16 protein-coding genes, 1 tRNA gene, 1 pseudogene and 1 riboswitch are annotated in these 16,858 nt (G+C 60.3%); of the genes and pseudogenes, 4 read left to right on the top strand and 14 right to left on the bottom strand.

Annotated elements, in window-relative coordinates; all coding sequences use genetic code 11:
* Nucleotides 1–15: 15 nt before the first annotated feature.
* The 3 genes from RCF49_RS20965 to RCF49_RS20955 form a co-directional block, all read right to left on the bottom strand.
* Nucleotides 16–2,031, bottom strand: coding sequence for a TonB-dependent receptor plug domain-containing protein (locus RCF49_RS20965; RefSeq protein WP_342641725.1), 2,016 nt, complete (start codon nt 2,029–2,031; stop codon nt 16–18).
* A gap of 112 nt (nt 2,032–2,143) precedes the next feature.
* A riboswitch (cobalamin riboswitch) is annotated at nt 2,144–2,342 on the bottom strand.
* A gap of 56 nt (nt 2,343–2,398) precedes the next feature.
* The gene (locus RCF49_RS20960) at nt 2,399–3,745 is read right to left on the bottom strand and encodes an MFS transporter (protein ID WP_342641724.1); all 1,347 of its coding nucleotides are present in this window, start codon (nt 3,743–3,745) and stop codon (nt 2,399–2,401) included.
* 760 nt (nt 3,746–4,505) lie between these two features.
* A complete protein-coding gene (locus tag RCF49_RS20955; RefSeq protein ID WP_342641723.1) occupies nt 4,506–4,754 on the bottom strand; it encodes a hypothetical protein in 249 nt (82 codons plus the stop codon).
* Between the two features lie 171 nt (nt 4,755–4,925).
* Here RCF49_RS20955 and RCF49_RS20950 point away from each other — a divergent pair, with 171 nt between their 5' ends.
* Nucleotides 4,926–5,315 (top strand): hypothetical protein, encoded by a 390-nt coding sequence (locus tag RCF49_RS20950; protein WP_342641722.1) that lies wholly within the window; start codon nt 4,926–4,928, stop codon nt 5,313–5,315.
* A 29-nt stretch (nt 5,316–5,344) separates the two neighbouring features.
* On the opposite strand, the gene RCF49_RS20945 is transcribed toward RCF49_RS20950, so the two are convergent.
* The 5 genes and pseudogenes from RCF49_RS20945 to RCF49_RS20925 all read right to left on the bottom strand — a co-directional run bounded on the left by RCF49_RS20945 (nt 5,345) and on the right by RCF49_RS20925 (nt 7,900).
* Nucleotides 5,345–5,701 (bottom strand): hypothetical protein, encoded by a 357-nt coding sequence (locus RCF49_RS20945; RefSeq protein ID WP_342641721.1) that lies wholly within the window; start codon nt 5,699–5,701, stop codon nt 5,345–5,347.
* A 4-nt stretch (nt 5,702–5,705) separates the two neighbouring features.
* The gene (locus RCF49_RS20940) at nt 5,706–6,272 is read right to left on the bottom strand and encodes a DUF2793 domain-containing protein (protein ID WP_342641720.1); all 567 of its coding nucleotides are present in this window, start codon (nt 6,270–6,272) and stop codon (nt 5,706–5,708) included.
* Between the two features lie 841 nt (nt 6,273–7,113).
* Nucleotides 7,114–7,283, bottom strand: a pseudogene (locus RCF49_RS20935) (baseplate megatron protein TIM-barrel domain-containing protein); the annotation flags it as partial.
* Nucleotides 7,240–7,500 (bottom strand): hypothetical protein, encoded by a 261-nt coding sequence (locus RCF49_RS20930; RefSeq protein WP_342641718.1) that lies wholly within the window; start codon nt 7,498–7,500, stop codon nt 7,240–7,242. The gene RCF49_RS20930 and the pseudogene RCF49_RS20935, both read right to left, overlap by 44 nt.
* Nucleotides 7,501–7,823: 323 nt before the next feature.
* Nucleotides 7,824–7,900 (bottom strand) — tRNA-Ile (locus RCF49_RS20925).
* A gap of 196 nt (nt 7,901–8,096) precedes the next feature.
* Here RCF49_RS20925 and RCF49_RS20920 point away from each other — a divergent pair.
* Entirely contained in the window at nt 8,097–8,843 is a 747-nt protein-coding gene (locus RCF49_RS20920) for an SIMPL domain-containing protein (RefSeq protein ID WP_342641717.1), read from the top strand.
* A gap of 101 nt (nt 8,844–8,944) precedes the next feature.
* Nucleotides 8,945–9,481 (top strand): hypothetical protein, encoded by a 537-nt coding sequence (locus tag RCF49_RS20915; protein WP_342641716.1) that lies wholly within the window; start codon nt 8,945–8,947, stop codon nt 9,479–9,481.
* Here RCF49_RS20915 and RCF49_RS20910 read toward each other — a convergent pair.
* The 4 genes from RCF49_RS20910 to dnaG form a co-directional block, all read right to left on the bottom strand.
* Nucleotides 9,442–10,059 (bottom strand): GNAT family N-acetyltransferase, encoded by a 618-nt coding sequence (locus RCF49_RS20910; protein WP_342641715.1) that lies wholly within the window; start codon nt 10,057–10,059, stop codon nt 9,442–9,444. The two genes, RCF49_RS20915 and RCF49_RS20910, sit on opposite strands and share 40 nt — an antisense overlap.
* The gene (locus RCF49_RS20905) at nt 10,056–10,478 is read right to left on the bottom strand and encodes a ketosteroid isomerase-related protein (RefSeq protein ID WP_342641714.1); all 423 of its coding nucleotides are present in this window, start codon (nt 10,476–10,478) and stop codon (nt 10,056–10,058) included. Before RCF49_RS20905 ends, RCF49_RS20910 begins: the two co-directional genes overlap by 4 nt.
* A 141-nt stretch (nt 10,479–10,619) precedes the next feature.
* Nucleotides 10,620–12,611, bottom strand: a complete 1,992-nt coding sequence (gene rpoD, locus RCF49_RS20900) for an RNA polymerase sigma factor RpoD (RefSeq protein WP_342641713.1) — start codon at nt 12,609–12,611, stop codon at nt 10,620–10,622.
* Nucleotides 12,612–12,803: 192 nt separating this feature from the next.
* Nucleotides 12,804–14,777: a DNA primase gene (gene dnaG, locus RCF49_RS20895; protein WP_342641712.1), complete on the bottom strand. Its 1,974-nt coding sequence runs from the start codon at nt 14,775–14,777 to the stop codon at nt 12,804–12,806.
* 264 nt (nt 14,778–15,041) lie between these two features.
* Between dnaG and RCF49_RS20890 the strand changes: the two genes are divergently transcribed.
* Nucleotides 15,042–15,461 (top strand): hypothetical protein, encoded by a 420-nt coding sequence (locus RCF49_RS20890; protein WP_342641711.1) that lies wholly within the window; start codon nt 15,042–15,044, stop codon nt 15,459–15,461.
* Nucleotides 15,462–15,593: 132 nt separating this feature from the next.
* Here the strand turns inward: RCF49_RS20890 and RCF49_RS20885 are convergent, their stop codons facing one another.
* Nucleotides 15,594–15,884 carry a hypothetical protein gene (locus RCF49_RS20885; RefSeq protein WP_342641710.1) on the bottom strand — a complete coding sequence of 97 codons (291 nt, stop codon included), beginning with the start codon at nt 15,882–15,884 and terminating at the stop codon, nt 15,594–15,596.
* Nucleotides 15,885–16,057: 173 nt separating this feature from the next.
* Nucleotides 16,058–16,696 (bottom strand): hypothetical protein, encoded by a 639-nt coding sequence (locus tag RCF49_RS20880; RefSeq protein ID WP_342641709.1) that lies wholly within the window; start codon nt 16,694–16,696, stop codon nt 16,058–16,060.
* Between the last annotated feature and the right edge of the window lie 162 nt (nt 16,697–16,858).

The raw sequence follows: 16,858 nt of genomic DNA, 5'->3' as shown, positions 1-16,858 counted from the left end.
TGGCCCAGACCCGCATCAGAAGGTGAGCCTTATGCCAGCATAACCGCCGAAGCCCGGGGTCCCATAGCCCCAGACCTCCTCGTGTTTCTCGTCCAGGATGTTCTCCAGGCGGGCATAGAGCTGCAGGTTATCATTGATCCGATAGGACCCCGCCAGGTTGACCAGCGTGTAAGGCTTGAGGTTTATCGTAAAACGTTGGCTGTAATCTGTATTGTAGACCCAGTCTTTCTGCTTGCCGCTGTAATCGACGCCAAGATTGATCTGCGCCCTGGCATCCAGGAACAGATAGTTCACATACAGGCTGGCAATGTTCTTTGGTCGCCTCACCAGCGTGTCGCCGTTGGCGTCTTCGCCATCCGCATAGGTATAGGAGGCGCGAACCGTCACGTTCGGCAGTGGATTGGCGCTGAAGCCTATTTCGACGCCGTCGATCTTGGACGTGCCGGGCAGATTGATCGAGGTCTGACCGGAGCCTGTGATCAGATCCGTGATCTGCTGATTGAAATAGGTCACATCCAGCGCCCCCCAGCCGAAGAGCTGCTGGTCCAAGCCGGCGTCCCAACCCTCGCCGCGTTCCGGCTTCAGATTGGGATTGCCGCGGTAAGTGTTCGTATAGCCGTAGAGCTCGAACAGGGTCGGGTTCTTGACGCCCGTGCCGTAGGAGGCGCGAAACTTCGTGCCGCTCCGTTCCAGGACATAGGCCGCGGTGACGCGGTAGGTGGTCGCGTCCTTGAAGACCTCGTTGTCGTCATGGCGGATACTGCCGGTGAGCGACAGGTCCTTGAAGAGGCTTCCTTGATATTGCCCGACAAAGCCGGTGGTACCGATCTGCTCGTCGAAGCTGGACCACAGGCTCTTCGAGATCGCCCTGTCCTCATCATGCTCGATGGCAAAGGTCACGGTGTGGCTGGCATCCAGGAAGTGCGGGGTGTCGAAGAAGACGTTCGACCGGTAGTCGACACGTGTGCGCTCGCCGTCAAACGTGCTGGTGAGCATGCGGGGATCGAGATCGCGATATTTGCGATCCTGGTCGGTATAGGCGAAGCCCGCGATCTGCTCCCAATGGCCGTCGAGCAGCAGAAGGCGCGCCTGGGCGCGGCTGAAGAATTGCTCCCCCTTCACATCCTGCAATGCGTCGACCGGGCCGGTGTGGCCGTATTTGGGATAGAAGGTCTCCACATCGAGGTCGGTGCGATTGGCCGTGTAGCGCACCACGGCCGATACATCGAAATTGTCGGTGAAGACATAGCCGCCCTTCGCGAAAACCGTACCGTTGCTGTAGCCGTCCCTCTCGCGGTTGCCGAGGCGGGTGCTCGCGACCGATATGCCTTCCGTCTGAAAGCCGCTGGCGCTGGCGATGACGTTGTACCGGTCCGTCCCCCTGCTCACCGAGGCACTGCCATTGATGGTGCCGAAGGATCCACCTTCAATCCGCGCGGCCGTGCGTACTGCGCCGGCACCGCGCCGGGTGATGATATTGATCACACCACCAATCGCGTCGGAACCATAGAGCGCGCTTTGTGGTCCGCGCAGCACTTCGATACGGTCGATGTCGTCGGTCAAGAGATGGGCGAAGTCGAATTCCGAGCCTGCGGCCGGGTCATTCACCTCGATCCCGTCGATGAAGACCTTGGTCTGGTTGCTTTCGGCGCCTCTGATGCGCACCTGGGCAAGCTGCCCGACAGGCCCGGTGCGATTGACGGCAAGGCCCGGCACCTGCCGCAGGGCATCGGACACAAACTTGATCTGCTGCTCACGCAACTCCTCGCCGGTGATGACGGTGACGGCGCTGCCCACCTGGGAGAGCGGCGTTTCGACCAGATTCGCGGTGACGGAGATCTCGGGGAGATCGAGATTACCGCGATAGGTGAGATCGGCATCCTGCGCCGCGGTCGCCCCGATGCCGGCGACGAGTGCAAGGGCCGCCAGAACGATGGACGGCTTGGTCGGGATGAAGTTGGATATATTGGCAACGGGAGCGGAGGCGCCGGCGTCCGGCGCGGGATCCTCACGAATAATCAGAACAAACATAACCCCTCGGGCGGCACACGGCCTTGTGGCACGTCACCGCGATCGAGGTGTCCTCTTGCCCGCATGGAAGAGGAGGACAGTCCCATCGAGACACCCCGCCCGATGTGATCGCGTGTGACCACGGTCGACGGCAGGTCTCCTGACTTGCGGGTCGTTGTTGTTCCGTCGCCTTCCCAGGATGCACCCATCCCAGTGGCCCGTGACGGACAACTCGCCGCTTACAGTTGCGGGGGCAGTCCCGGCTTCGGGCAATCGCCCTCACCGTGTTCCCTATTGAGCCTCAAAGAGGCACCGTCGCAGGGACAATGCGGGCGGTGGAGATTCGTGTCAATCCCCGGATACCGCTCAAAAAGACCGTGGCGGCAGCTCATGCCATGCCGCTAGCGCCCGCCGCCGGGGGCTGGCGCGTCGTGATCCAAGCGATCGCCGCTCCCGTCAGTTGCACAATGCCACCCAGGATCATTGCCAGGCGCAAGCCCGCAGGCCCGCTCTGAACAGTCGCGAAGATCGCCCCTAAAATGGCGACACCGATTGTCGCGCCGGACATTCTTGCCACATTGATCAGCGCGGCCGCCGTTCCAGAGCGCGCGCCATCCACCGCGCCGACCGCCGCAGCCATGAGGGGACCTGTGGCGAGCCCCATACCGAGACCGGTCAACCCTAGGCCAATCTCGGCAGGGGTTATCGAGGCACATTGGGCTCCAAATCCGATCACCAGAAGGCCCATACCGATGATCGCAACGCCACCTGCGGTCATGACGCGGGCGCCAAGCCGCGCGGCGAGGACGCCGGAAAGGGGGGATACGAAGACATAGACAAGGGCCATCGGCATCAAGGCGATCCCTGCAGCGGCCGCGTCGAGCAATCCCGTGCTCTGCCAGGTCAAGGGCAGCAGGAACAGCACCCCATACATGCCGAAGGTCATGCCGGTCGTCGCAGTTATCGCACCACAGAAAGCGGGAATTCTGAAGATATCCAGCGGCACAAGCGCTGCTCGGCCCCTTTTTGCCTCGAGCTTTATGAAGAGGGGGAGCGCTGCGAGCGCGATGAGGAATGCCAGGCCCGAGAGGCCGATCGCCCTATGGGACTCGATCGCCGCGACCGCAAACCCGCCGAGAACCGCCGCCCCGAGGATCTGGGCGCCGGCATCGAAGTGCCTATCCGACGGATCAGCAGATTCGGGGATTGCCAAAGCAGCCAGCACCAGGGCCGCCATTCCCGCAGGTAGAACGATGAGGAAAATGCTGCGCCAGCCGAAGTGAGTGATCAGGAAGCCGCCGATCGTTGGACCGATGGCAAGCGCCAGGCCATTGCAAGCCGCCCATATGCCGAGGGCGCGTCCCCGCTCGTTCTCATCGGACCAAAGCACACGGATGATGGCGAGAGATGCCGGCAGAAGCAGCGCTGCGCCGATACCGGCGAGCGCCCGCCCACCAATGAGGATCATCATCGTCGGCGCAAGGGCGCAGAGGAGCGAGGCTGCGGTGAAGATGCCGGTCCCTATCATGAAAATGCGGCGTCGACCGTAAAGATCAGCCAGAAGTCCGCCGGTCAACAACAGCACCGCATAGAACAGGTTATAACTGTCGAGGACCCATTGCAGGGGACCGACACCTGCATGGAAGTCGGCTCCGATGGGCCGCGCAGCAAGATTGACGACCGAAGTGTCAAGCTGAGCCACCAGGACGCCAAGACAGAGCGTAAGCAGAGCCACCCATCTTGGTCTCACCTTGGTTGCTTGGGTAGAAAGGCTGTTGGTTGGCGCAAGCCTGCTCTGCTGCACAGGCATTCTCCATCTCCGTATCGGGCCAAGCTAGCATCGCGCCACGGCTGACGTTTCGATCGCGATCGAAACATCAGCCCGCAGGAGCAGCAGGGAGATTGCAGCATCCCCTTGGTCGCCAGGCCGTCGCATCCCGGATGAACGCAAGCTGGCAGGGGCGTGTTCCCCTGCCCGGTTGCATGGAGGTTGGATCGCAACGACGAGGGGCCGCGGAGGACACCGAAGTTAAAGATGGCGGGATCGGAGGGCCTGGGCGATGGCGAGGTCGGCAACCTCAGCTTTGATTACGAAGACGATCGGTCTTGCGGCGGGGACCGCCTTTGGTGAAGAGGCGGATTTTCGCCTTCAGCTGGCAGCACCCGACACCCCGTGGACCGGGGAGCATCATCGCTTTGAGTGCTTTGCCAAAATGGCGGTCCCGGATGGACTGTGAAGTCCCGAAGTTTTCAAGGGGTTAGTTTTCGCCCGGCTGCCTAACTAACGAGGCCACATACGAGCGAGGCGGGTTGAGCGGACGAGATGCAAGCAGAGATGTGATTGATCTATTTGGCTTAGCAGTGTCGCCCACCCTCCGGCGATTATTATCCTGACTCTCGTTTTACCAGAAGGATTCAGCTACCGTCGCAACCGCGCCACCAACTCACCGCCGATCTTCCCAATGAACAGCGACGCCACGACAGCCCCCCTCCATTCATCGAGCGGCGGCAGCAGCGCGGCAATCGTCCAGTCTTGCGGAAAGGCGCAGGCGCGCGAACATGCCGCCGGTCTCGTGATGGACGGTGGCGAGGATATAGGCGAGATGGCGCGGGTTCTTATTGTCGGGCCAGGCCTGCCAAGCGCCGAGGATGGCATTGAGCCCGTCCACCTGCTGCTGGGTCAGTCTGCCGCCGAACGGTGCCCGACGCACATAAGCAAAGAACGTCTCGCGGTTGATGGTCATAAGTCGCCCTCTGAGAAATTCGCGAACAAAGGGGGCGGAAGGCCGAAGAAGCCTTCGCCCATATCGCCAGCTGAGGTGACGGGCTCTCGCACCACACTCGTGGTGTTACCCCGCTTCTTTCATGGTAGGCATGCCTCGTTCGGTATGCCGAACCAGAAGGAGACAGCCGCAATGAAGTGTCTGCGCATTTATGCCACCCCGGATGGCGAGTCGCATTTCGACGAAGTCGAATTGCCGACGACGAAAAGGTCGGTGCACCCCGATGCCGTGCCGTTCGAGGTTTCGGCCAGTTATCAGGCATCCCGGGTCCGCCTCACCCGCATCCCCGCGGGCATGCGCGAAGTTGCTTGGCATACAGTCCCCGAGCCGGTGCTCACGGTCAGGCTGGATGGTTCGGTTGAATACGAAACGAGCGACGGAGAGGTGCGCCACGTTCAGGCGGGCAGCTTCGTGTCAGTGGAGGATACACACGGCAAGGGCCATCTGTCACGCCATTCGGCAGAGTCGCAAACTGTCATCTGGATCTCACTGCCGAATGGCCTCGATTTGCCGCCCGCATAGACCGTCTGGGCACGCTGCAGTGCTTAGGCTCAACACGAGCAGCGAAATAGCCCGATGGCGGAGGAGGAAGACCAACCATCAGCAACACGGCAACCGCTATCCAAAGTTTTCGCAACCCATCCTTTATAGTGGCGGAGCGGCTGGAACTCTGCCATCAGCTCGGCTGCATCAGAGGCTTGCGAGGTCGGAACCCTGATGGCGATCCCGCCTATCACCACCATCTTGTCCCAGGACACAGACCCCAGGTGCCGATCACGGGCGTGAACGTAAACGCCAGCTGCATCATCGGCATCCGCGGAGAAGTCATCCTCGAAGACCACCGTGCCGGGGTTGAGATCATCGAGCAGCGGCTTGCCCGTGACCTTGATGGTGACGGCCAAAGTCATGCGATCATCGATAGGCACGGCGGGGTGAGCGCGGTGATAAGCCCGTCCACGACCCAGGCGGTTGCCTTGGCATTGGGAAAGACGATGCAATAGGCGCGATGCGCGCCACTATGGAAGTCATCATAGAGCCCGCGCTGTTGGTCTCGCCAGGCAGCAGCGCCAGGGTGGGCGCCACCTCACCGCCATCGCGCAAGCCGGAAATGAACTCGCTATAGGCATCGGTGCTCGCGCTATGGGTGGCGTCCGGCGCGTCCCGGGCCAGGGCCGGCGCCCCCGGCTCGATCAGCTCGCCCAACGGCTCATAGATCCCGGGCAGGCCAATGGAACGTCCAGCCGCCCGCCTGGAACGCCGCCACTTGCCATCCTGCCGCGTCCAGGCGCCGGTCGCGCCAGACGCAATCAAAAAGCGGTCGCCCTCGGCCGGGCTTGCCGGCGGCGCGATCAGGTCGCGGTCGAGCACGGGCAGCTGCACCACCGCGACCTGCACAACCGGGGCTTCATTGTGGGTCACATACTTCTGTGCCTGGGCTGCCTCGATATAGGGCAGGCCCAGGTTTGCACTGTCGGCCATGTCAGGCGTACCTCTACAGCAAAGAAAAAGCCACCCCGAGCGGGGCGGCGACAATTAATCAGGATAAAAATGAAGTCAGACAGCAAGACCAAACGACAATGCAGGAGTTCTAGCTTACGATGCTTCAATCATCCTGAACACTTCCAGTCTCACCTCGCTTTGTCTCTTCTGGTTTGCTCAGGCCGACCTCTCTCACAAACCGATTTGAAGAATGTTATTCTGGAAAAGCGCATAGCGCTCGCCCACCTCTATCATTTTTGCATTTTTCTGGTATAGATACTTATCTATATCTCCGTTTTTTCTATAAGATCCGACATTGTCGATCAGCATAATTTTATTCCCAGCATGTTGCGTATTCACCCGGTCCAGGGCTGGATCCTAACTAATGGTACCCCAGTCACTGCCCTGATCTGCGGGCTGACTTTCCTCTGCTTCCCGGATAGCTTCTCGCACGGCATCCATGTGTTTCTTGACGAGATCCCTGCAGTATTCGCTTGGCCAGGAAACTGAAAAAGCGTCCTCAGATATTCTTTTCACTGTTGGACTACACGATCTCATGTCAATCGCCTGAGCACCTGCGTTCGTCACCTGCCTATTAGCTTCCATTTGCACCTCGATCGTTATGCAATCGCAGCGACACCTGTCGCTGCCGGACAACGACTTCTTGCACAGCTAAATACGGCAGATATTCGCAATTGTTTCGTCAATATCTGTATCTGTTCACATTTGCACTACAAACCCCCTCCCTATGCCTCGTCCTAATGCAGCCGAGATCTGATAGACGGCCGCATCCAGGCCCGCGGGAACAGGTGCGGTCGGTTTCGATCATGGACGGATTATTGCCCGCCGCCGGGTGGCCAGCCACGGGGTCCCAATAGCTGATCAGCGCATCGAGATAGGCACGCTGCATGAAGTCATCGCGTAGGCCGTTGGAGAAGTAAGCAAAAAGCTCTCGGATGACTTGGGGTCAAAGAACACGTTCGGCTGGTTCGTGCCCTTGTCCACCGCCGGCGCCCTCCTTGGCTTCGATCAGCGCATCCGGCAGCTGGTCCTGGCTGCCAGTATAGACGCGATGGTTGGTGACGGTGAGATCGAGCTCCTTGCCATCAGCCCAGATGCGGTTCACCCCGGCAATCTCGCCCTCGCTCAGGGCCACGGCGAAGTTCGCATAGTAACGATAGGTGATGGTGGTGACAGTCTGGCCGCCGATGCCGAATACGCCGCCCACCTCGTCCTCGTCCTTGTCGATCTCCTCTGGGTCGCCCAGATCATCTCACCGCCGGTGCGCACCCGGTGCGGCTCGCTTCGCTGCTGCATCACAGCTGATGAGGTGTTTTGCCCCGTGCCCATCACGCCAGCGCCTCCGCCATGATCTTCACGGCCGAAACCAGCTTGCCGGCTGAGCAGCACGCGGACGGTGCTGCAACCGCTGCTTGGGGATCGCTGGCGAGAGGCAGGGCTGAGCCTGGGTTTCAATGCTCACGGCTTGCGAAAGGCCTGCCCGCAGACTCGCGGAAGCCGGAGCAACTAGCGCATTGTCTTCTAAGGGAATGGTGGGCCCGGAGGGACTCGAACCCCCAACCAAGCGGTTATGAGCCGCCGGCTCTGACCAGTTGAGCTACAGGCCCTCAGAGAGAGGCGGGGCGCCAGTCAGATCACGCCGCCGGATGATCGTCCCTCGCTACACCAAAACGAGAGCGACGGAAAGAGCCGATGGCAAATTACACCGGCGTCCCGTTTGCTTTTGCATTCCGGCGAGCTTGCCGCAGAATGGTCGCAATCGCTGGTGATTCTCGCCATCCCGCATTGCATTGTGAGTTGCTCATGCCTTTTCCCCTTCGAGGCCGCCGCGCCCTTCTGCCGGCTCTGCTGACTGCCGGCGTCTTGGCCGGCGCGCTATCGCATCCCGCACAGGCCCAGAGCCAGGACGACGATAAGCCCATGCGCACGATCAGCATCACGGGAACCGGTGAGGTCCGCGCTGTCCCGGACGAGGCCTCGATCTCAATCGGCAATGTTCAGCAGGCACCAACAGCCGCAGAAGCGGTCAAGGCTAATAATGGCGCCATGAGCGAGGTCTTCTCAGCCTTGAAGAGCGAAGGCATCGAGGAGAAGGATATTCAAACCTCAAACTTCTCGGTCAATCCGCGCTATGTCTATCCGAAGGACAATAGTGGACCGCCCACGGTCGATGGCTATGAGGTCTCCAACCAGGTGACGGTGCGCATTCGCGACCTCAACAAGCTCGGCACCGTGCTGGATAAGGTGGTTGCCTCGGGCTCCAACCAGATCAACGGCATCAGCTTCACACTCGCCAATCCCGATGAAGCGGAGAACGAAGCCCGCAAACGTGCGGTGGCCGATGCGCGCGCCAAGGCCGAGCTTTATGCACAGGCGGGCGGCTTCAAGCTCGGTCCGATCTTCTCGCTGGTTGAGGCGGGCCGCAGCTATCCACCACGGCCCATGCGCCAGGAGGCCTTCGCGGTAAAGGCCGCGGCTGATGCCGTGCCCATCGCGCAGGGCGAGCAAACCGTGTCGATCCAAGTCAATGTAACCTGGGAAATCGAGTAGCAACTACAGGTCGTATCAGCGGCGCAACACATTCACAGCGTGTTATCAGATCGGCTCTATCCTGATGGTGTTTCCGTCGTGCCGTCAGGAGGATGTCGGTTATGGGCGTATCCGAACGCCGTGGTAGCCCGCTTGCCAGCCGTTATGTCGAGGCAAAGGTCAACTCGTTCCGCTATCTCTTTGTCCTGGAGAAGTTCATTCGCGGCGGGCGAGTAGGCAATCCGTGCTTTGAGGATGATGTGCAGGCGGCGATTACAGCGAGCATCGAGGAGCGTGCCACCGCCCGCAAGGCCGTGCTCGAGCTGATCGAAGGCACGGGGCTCACCGCGCCCCTATGGTATAAGGACCTGATCTCGATCGATCGCGCAGTCCAGGGCACCGCGCGCACGCTCGAGCGGCTGCTGAGCCTCGATCGGGTGATTGACGTGTCGGACAATCCGGCGCATGCGCATGATTATCTGCGGACGGTGCGGTTTCTCACCAGCCAGGTCTTCAGGCCCTATACCCAGCTGGTGGTGGAGATCGCTGCAAGCGGATCCCACAGTGTGGGGCAGCCCGCGGTACAAAGCGCCTTCAGCCTGGCCAGCATGAGGATTGCTCAGCCCGAAGCGACCAGCGTTTCCCGTTTCCAAAACTGAAGCTGCTTGGTGGTTTCACCGGGCTCGCCAAGGTCCTTCCAGGACAGGCTGGCGAAAAGGCCCGGCACCGGCGCATAGCCCCGCTTATGCCAGAACGGATCGAGCGGGCGATAATCCGCCGGGCGCAGAGCGTGATCCTGTGGTCGAACCACGGCACAGAACATGGTGATCGGAAGGCCCAAGGCACGAGCATGGGCCTCACGACCATCGAAGAAAGTATGGCCGATGCCCCGCCCGCGATAGGCGGGATCAAGCACCGACTCGCCGAAATAGCAGACCCGGGATATGTTAATGCCGGCATCCGCAACAGGCTGGCGGATGGTTGCGGGCTCGTCCACCAACGGCACGCAAGTTGCCGCCCCGATCAGCCGCCGTTGGAGTGGGCGATCATCATCGCTGACCACAATGACCGCTGCGCCGGGCGAGCTTGCATAGCTCGCGAGATAGCGCTCCTCATAGGAAAGGTCGCCGTCATAGAGGTAAGGGTATTCGCGAAAAACCTGGATACGCAACCGTGCCAAGTCCGTGATCACCGACAAGAGCTCGGTGGCCGTCAGCGTCCGGACGGAGAGGGTCACCCCCTGCCCTCCACCTGGGCAATCCAGTCGTTCAGGTTATAGTGGGTGGCGACGCGCGTGATCGCACCGTCGGCAATGTCGAGAAAACCACCGGCTGGCAGACGATAGGTCTGGCCCCGTGCCGGCGGCAGGCCTACGTCGGTTTTCAGGTATTGGCCATTGACGGTGAATGATGCCGCGGCGTGACGGCCGTCATCGCTCGCCATAATCACCAGATCGTCCAGATGTTCCTTGTAGCACCGGGCCATGTGCTCGCAAAACTGCCGGAACAGAGCCTTGCCCTTGCGCTGGCCGCCCTGATTGACATCGTGAACCACGTCCTCGGCAAGGCACGCGAGCATGCCTTCCACATCCCCGCGATTGAAGGCGTCGTAATAGCGGGTGACGAGCGCTATGGCGTTCTGGCGTTGGTCAGTCATAGGGAGGATTTGGCGGAATGTGGAAGCGGGGTCAAGACCCTCGAAGCTCTGTCTGAACCAGAGACCCTCAAAGGGCTTGCCTCGCCCACCAACGTCATGCGGCTGATCCGCCGATGATCGGCTGATCCGCCGATGATCCCATCAATTGTCGAGGAAGCTCCTGAGCTTGCGGCTGCGGCTTGGATGCTTGAGCTTGCGCAGGGCCTTGGCCTCGATCTGGCGGATACGCTCGCGCGTCACCGAGAATTGCTGGCCCACCTCTTCAAGAGTGTGGTCGGTGTTCATGCCGATGCCGAAGCGCATGCGCAGCACACGCTCCTCGCGCGGGGTGAGCGATGCCAAGACCCGCGTGGTGGTCTCGCGCAGATTGCTCTGAATCGCCGCATCGATGGGCAGGATCGCGTTCTTATCCTCGATGAAGTCGCCGAGATGGCTGTCTTCCTCGTCGCCGATCGGGGTTTCGAGCGAGATCGGCTCCTTGGCGATTTTCATCACCTTGCGGACCTTCTCCAGAGGCATGCCGAGCTTCTCGGCCAGCTCCTCCGGGGTCGGCTCGCGCCCAATCTCGTGCAGCATCTGGCGTCCGGTGCGCACCAGCTTGTTGATCGTCTCGATCATGTGCACGGGGATACGGATCGTGCGCGCCTGATCAGCGATCGAACGGGTGATCGCCTGCCTGATCCACCAGGTGGCGTAAGTCGAGAATTTGTAGCCACGGCGATATTCGAACTTATCAACCGCCTTCATCAGACCGATATTGCCTTCCTGGATCAGATCCAGGAATTGCAGGCCGCGATTGGTGTACTTCTTGGCGATGGAGATGACCAGGCGCAGATTGGCCTCGACCATTTCCTTCTTGGCGATACGCGCCTCGCGCTCGCCCTTCTGCACCATGTGAACGATGCGGCGGAACTCGGGGATCTCGAGCCCGGTCTCACTGGCGAGATGGTGGATCTCGCCGCGCAGGTCCTTGATGGTGTCTTTCTCCTCCGCCACGAATTCCCGCCAACCCTTGCGAGTTAGCTTGGAGACACGCTGCAGCCAGCGAGGGTCGAGCTCGGCGCCCTGATATTCCCGCAGGAACTCATCGCGCGGAACGCCATAGCTCTCCGCCAGGCGCATGAGGCGGCCTTCCAGCGACAGGAGCCGCTTGTTGATGTCATAGAGCTGCTCGACCAGGTTTTCGATGCGATTGTTGTTGAGCGACAGGCTCTTCACATCGGCGATAATGTCCTGGCGCAGCTTGGAGTAGCGCCGCTCCTGGGCAGGAGACAGGGCACTCGCCTGCATATGCTGCTCGACCAGCTGGTCCTGCAGCTTGCGCAGCTTCTTATAGTTCTGGGCTATGTTGTCGAACGTCTCGAGCACCTTCGGCTTGAGCTCCGCCTCCATCGCAGCGAGGGACACGCTGTTCTCGTCGGGATCTTCGTCATCCTCGTCGAGGGCACCTTCCATGCCCTCCATGCCCTCTTCGTCAAGCGAACGCTCCGCTTGCGGCGCAGCGCCGTTGCCAGCTCCGTTCGTCACCCCATCGGCGGGAGCCGCGATCGGCTCCTTGGCATCGGGACCGGCATAGGTCGCCTCGAGGTCAATGATGTCGCGCAGGAGTACGCGCCCTTCGTTGAGCTCGTCACGCCAGATGATAATGGCCTGGAAAGTCAGCGGGCTTTCGCAAAGGCCCGCGATCATCGCCTCGCGGCCTGCCTCGATCCGCTTGGCGATCGCAATCTCGCCTTCGCGGGACAGAAGCTCAACAGAGCCCATTTCGCGAAGGTACATGCGGACAGGATCGTCCGTGCGCTCGACGGGCTCGGATGCGGAGCGCTCACGCTTGACCGGCAGAGCCGCCTCGACCCGATCTGCCGCCTCGATCCCCTCCTCGGTCTCCTCCTCGCTCTCGACCACATTGATGCCCATTTCAGAGAGCATCGCCATGATGTCTTCGATCTGCTCGGAAGATACCTCCTCGGACGGAAGCACCTCGTTCAATTCGTCATAAGTGACATAGCCGCGCTGCTTGGCGAGCTTTATCATCCGCTTCACAGCGGCATCGGACATGTCCAGCAGCGGACCGTCCTGGTTCTCCGGTACGCCCTCCTGGACTTCCGTTTCTTCCGCCGTGCTCGTGCTCATCCGCCCGTCTCCGCCGACCTTGTCGCGCCCTTCCATTCCCGGAATGGCATTAACTGTTCCATTCGAACCGGCACCTCGTGGCGCCAACTCTCAACAAGCTTTGCCCTGCCTAAACGCTGAAGCTTTAACCAAGCCCTAAACATACTCGTCTTGGTAAGCCGCACCCGCCAGCTGCCGCCCAACATGACACCGCTAACTGGCGTTACCCCGCATCCGGCCTGACGCCACGCCAAACCCCTCGACCGAGGCCTCCTCCCCCCATGTGGAGCGAACTTGCTCGCTCGCCTCACTCAGCCGGATGAAGGCCTCCTCAGTCGGGTTCTCGGCAAAGGCACGCTCCGCCGCTATAAGCTCCCGACGTAATGTAACGGATTTCCTGTGCAATGCGACCATGTGGAGCCAAGCTATGGACGTATCCTCCGCGGCTGCGTCTGGAAACGCAAACCAATCCGTACGACGCGTGAATCCGGACTCAAGCCTTGCAAGGACGTCCGCGTAACCTTTCGCCGTGAGGTGGTTCCGCAGTTCTGTCCTGTCAAGGCCCTCCACCAAAGCCGCGATATCTAGGATTTCACGACGGAGCCTGTCAAGAAGCGGGCTTGACAACTCTAGATCGGCAATCTCCTCGGGATTCGGTTCAATAAGGTGGGGGTGGTTGATGAGGGTGAGCATGATCAATCGCTCCCGGCGCTCGCTTCCGCCAAGGTCATCCTTCCGCCCCTCGATCTGCGCCTTAAGGGCGGGGCTGGGACTTGCCGGCAGCAGCCACTGCGGCGCGCGGCCGCGGTTGCGGCCAGCGGTGTCGACATTGCCGCCGGGATAACGCGCCAGGCTCGAAGGGGCTGTCCTGTGACCGGTGCGCGAGATAAAGGATTGACGCCGCGGGGCCCACAAAGATGCCAGACGCTCGCGGAAATGGCTGCGGTAATGGGCCTTCACGCGCTGGTCGGCGATTCGCTCGACGGCCTCGTCGAGCTTTGCCTCGAAAGCTGCCCGCCGCTCAGGGGTCGAAAGGTCGGCTGCCTCGCTCTCGCGACGCCAGAGCGCCTCGGCAAGCGGCAAAGCCTCGTCCAATGCCGCAAGGGCCGCGCTCGGGCCGCCATTGCGCACGAGATCATCGGGATCCTGTCCGGCTGGCAGAAGCGCGAATTTCAGGGAATAGCCCGGGCGCAATTCCGGCAAAGCGGTTTCGATCGCCCGATAGGCTGCCTTGAGACCGGCTCCATCACCATCGAAACACAACAGGGGTTCGGCTGCGACCTTCCACAGCAGTTTCATCTGCTCCGAGGTGAGCGCCGTGCCCATGGGCGCCACCACATTGGGAATGCCCGCGCCGTCGAGCGCAATCACATCCATATAGCCTTCGACCACGATGATATTGCCGGCCTCATAGGCAGGTGCACGCGCCTGATCGAGATTATAGAGCAGGCTGCCTTTATGGAAGAGCTCGGTCTCGGGGGAATTGAGGTATTTGGCCTGGACGGTCGCCGACAAGGCGCGCCCGCCGAAAGCGACCACCCTGCCCCGCGCATCCCTGATGGGAAAGATGATGCGGTGTCGAAACCGGTCATAGGGAACGGGGATGTCCGGCCCTGTCACGATGAGCCCGGCATCAACCATCTGCTCGGAGGAAACGCCTTTATCGGCAAGGTGGCTCTTCAGGGCATAGCGGTCATCAGGGGCCAATCCCAGCCGGAAGCGCCGACGCTGCTCGGGTGAGACACCGCGCCGATCAAGATAGTCGCGCGCCGCGGCACCCCTTGATCCCGAAAGCTGAGCCTCGAAGAACTGGGCGGCGATCTCCATCACCTCGATCAGGCTGGTGCGCTTTTCCTCGCGCCGACGCAGCTCCGGCGAAGGCTCCGGCATGGGCAGGCCCGCCTCGGCCGCAAGCCGCTCGACCGCTTCGGGGAAGCTCAAGCCCTCCTTCTCGGTGAGGAAGGTGAAGATGTCTCCAGAGGCCTTACAGCCGAAACAGTGATACCGTCCCTTGCGGTCATCGGCATGAAAGGAGGGCGATTTCTCCTGATGGAACGGGCAGCAGGCCCAGTAATCGCCGCGTGAAGGGACAGATTTGCGCCGATCCCAGGTGACTTTGCGCCCCACCACCTGGGAGATCGAGACGCGCTGGCGGATCTCGTCGAGAAAACTGTCTGAAAACCGCATGGCAACCCTGTCCGTCGACCGGCCAAACTAGCGCAATCGGCTGGCCGTGTCCGACAAAAAGTGGTTAATGCAGGGCGAGCAGGCGATCAATCGACAATGGCAGGGCAGCAAGGAGCGGCACTGCCCATCTCGCACGGGTCTCGTATCTCCGATCGAAAACCCACTCTGCTGGATCCGCTATCCTCCTTAGCGCATATCCAAGAAATCGCCGGAGTGACCATGCCCGTCAGGCCCATGCTGATCATGAGGCATGGGGTCCTGGGGGTGACCCGTGAGCTTTTGCTCGAGCTCGGAAAATCTCGTGGAAGCCGTGTTGATCGTGGACCTATAGGCATCGAACCCGCTGACAGGTTCAGTGCTCTTGCCTTGCAGAAGGCTGACAAGCTCACCACGAAGCTGATTGCCCGTAGCCTGAACCTGCTTCTCAAGCTGAAGCAACTCGTGCATGTCGTGCATTTTCGTATTCGGGGAGAGGTGAGCATCCTGCAGAGAGATCTGCAGATCGATCCCCTTTTGCACCACCTGGCCCGTTGTTCCCTGCAACTTCTCAACGGCTTCACTGATGAGCCTGCCATCCGGCCGGTATCCGGCTTGCCAATGCTGGTTGATCTTCTCGAGGGAAAGCCGCAGTGGAGACAGTGGGGAATGAGGTTGTCCGGCTGGGCCGGGCAATTGGCTGTGTAAAGATGAAGATGGTGTAGAACCAGATCCGAGCGTGGGTTTCATTATCTTCTCAAAATGAGTGGCTAGGAGAAATCAGAAGGTCGGCGATCTTTCGGCAGGGGAAGGTGCGCGAAGGGGCACACACTATCGGATTTAGTGAGAGCCCCAGAGGTGAGCGAAATCATAGGGGTGCGCACCCTGGGTTTTCAGAGTTTCGGGGGCACCGAGGGCTTCGGCTGTGGCTGCCGGCAAGAGGTGGTGTTGCGCGTCCCGCGTGTGATATCCCCAGCCTGCGGGATAGTAGCCGCCGAAACCATATGCCACGCCGTGCACGTGACCCGAATTGGAATCGGCAAACCAGCCGAGAATTGACTTATGGGACGGGTAACCAAGCTGTTCGGCGGTAAGCTGAGCTCCCGAAATCGGCTTCGAACTATTGAACATATTACTATCCATGATCTGTCCAGGCAGTACTCCCCTGGCGCTGACTTTGAAATTACCCAACCGTCCCCATATCCGATGCGCGACAGTCAGCTGTGAAAAGCATTACCCTAGATAGAGATGTGCAAGCCGCGACCTGCAGTGCGGGGCAAAGCCGGCACGTGGAACCGCATCCCTCACCGGGTCACGTGAAAATCGCCTGACAAGTCTCCCGCCAGGTCCGAGGCATGAGCATCATTCTTATCGAGCCCGAGAATGTCTGCGATCATGAACCCTTTTGACGGTTGCCCTTGGCTCGAGTGGTCATTCGGGTCGACAGCCGGCAGCGGAGCTTTCTGACCACCGAGGTATTCCTTGGTCGCCTGAAGCCGGCGCAGCACATTGTCTATTGTATGAGAAAGCTCTTTGTGAGCCGTCAGCTCAGCCGGGTTCGGCGAGGACTGCACTTGCTTGAGCTGTTCTCGAATACCGCTAAGGACGTCGCGAACGTCTCCGGTTCCGTATGCAATTTGCTTTGCGGCGGTTTCCTTGGCCTCTTGTAGGAGAGGCGCGTCACTGACCAGAGCTTGCAGCCGATGGTCGCCCCTGCCCCAAACTCCGGCTAACGCGCGAACCTGGGACAGCGCCTTCTCAGCCGGCTCATGAACTGGAAAGCCATGGTGGATGTTGTCGTTTATAGTACCTATATTCTGCATGACTTTCGGCACGTATCTCTTGCCGAAATCACGCAGCGTATCCAAAGATCTCCCATACCATTCTAGATGATCAAAGGAATTTACGGAGGGTTTATCTCCATCTAATTTCAGTACAGGCATAGAAATATCTCACCGGAAATGCAAAACTTCGGAGGGACAAGCACCTCCACCTTAAATTAACTACATAAATTTTACGACACCTCAGATCTTACCCCTGAGACTTAACACACCTATAGTTTTTCTTCACAGATTATGCATCGTGTCGCGGATCGAGTTCATGTC

The organism is Rhodoligotrophos sp. CJ14 (genome assembly GCF_038811545.1).
GTDB lineage: Bacteria > Pseudomonadota > Alphaproteobacteria > Rhizobiales > Im1 > Rhodoligotrophos > Rhodoligotrophos ferricapiens.
This window is presented reverse-complemented; position numbering and strand designations above follow the sequence as displayed.

What these genes read in the sequence shown, in the direction of transcription:
- RCF49_RS20945 (WP_342641721.1), bottom strand. Translation starts at nt 5,701, where the DNA reads ATGACTTTGGCCGTCACCATCAAGGTCACGGGCAAGCCGCTGCTCGAT.
- dnaG (WP_342641712.1), bottom strand. Translation starts at nt 14,777, where the DNA reads ATGCGGTTTTCAGACAGTTTTCTCGACGAGATCCGCCAGCGCGTCTCG.
- RCF49_RS20915 (WP_342641716.1), top strand. Translation starts at nt 8,945, where the DNA reads ATGGGCGTATCCGAACGCCGTGGTAGCCCGCTTGCCAGCCGTTATGTC.
- RCF49_RS20955 (WP_342641723.1), bottom strand. Translation starts at nt 4,754, where the DNA reads ATGACCATCAACCGCGAGACGTTCTTTGCTTATGTGCGTCGGGCACCG.
- RCF49_RS20965 (WP_342641725.1), bottom strand. Translation starts at nt 2,031, where the DNA reads ATGTTTGTTCTGATTATTCGTGAGGATCCCGCGCCGGACGCCGGCGCC.
- RCF49_RS20920 (WP_342641717.1), top strand. Translation starts at nt 8,097, where the DNA reads ATGCCTTTTCCCCTTCGAGGCCGCCGCGCCCTTCTGCCGGCTCTGCTG.
- RCF49_RS20885 (WP_342641710.1), bottom strand. Translation starts at nt 15,884, where the DNA reads ATGTTCAATAGTTCGAAGCCGATTTCGGGAGCTCAGCTTACCGCCGAA.
- RCF49_RS20905 (WP_342641714.1), bottom strand. Translation starts at nt 10,478, where the DNA reads ATGACTGACCAACGCCAGAACGCCATAGCGCTCGTCACCCGCTATTAC.
- RCF49_RS20880 (WP_342641709.1), bottom strand. Translation starts at nt 16,696, where the DNA reads ATGCCTGTACTGAAATTAGATGGAGATAAACCCTCCGTAAATTCCTTT.
- RCF49_RS20940 (WP_342641720.1), bottom strand. Translation starts at nt 6,272, where the DNA reads ATGGCCGACAGTGCAAACCTGGGCCTGCCCTATATCGAGGCAGCCCAG.
- RCF49_RS20950 (WP_342641722.1), top strand. Translation starts at nt 4,926, where the DNA reads ATGAAGTGTCTGCGCATTTATGCCACCCCGGATGGCGAGTCGCATTTC.
- rpoD (WP_342641713.1), bottom strand. Translation starts at nt 12,611, where the DNA reads ATGAGCACGAGCACGGCGGAAGAAACGGAAGTCCAGGAGGGCGTACCG.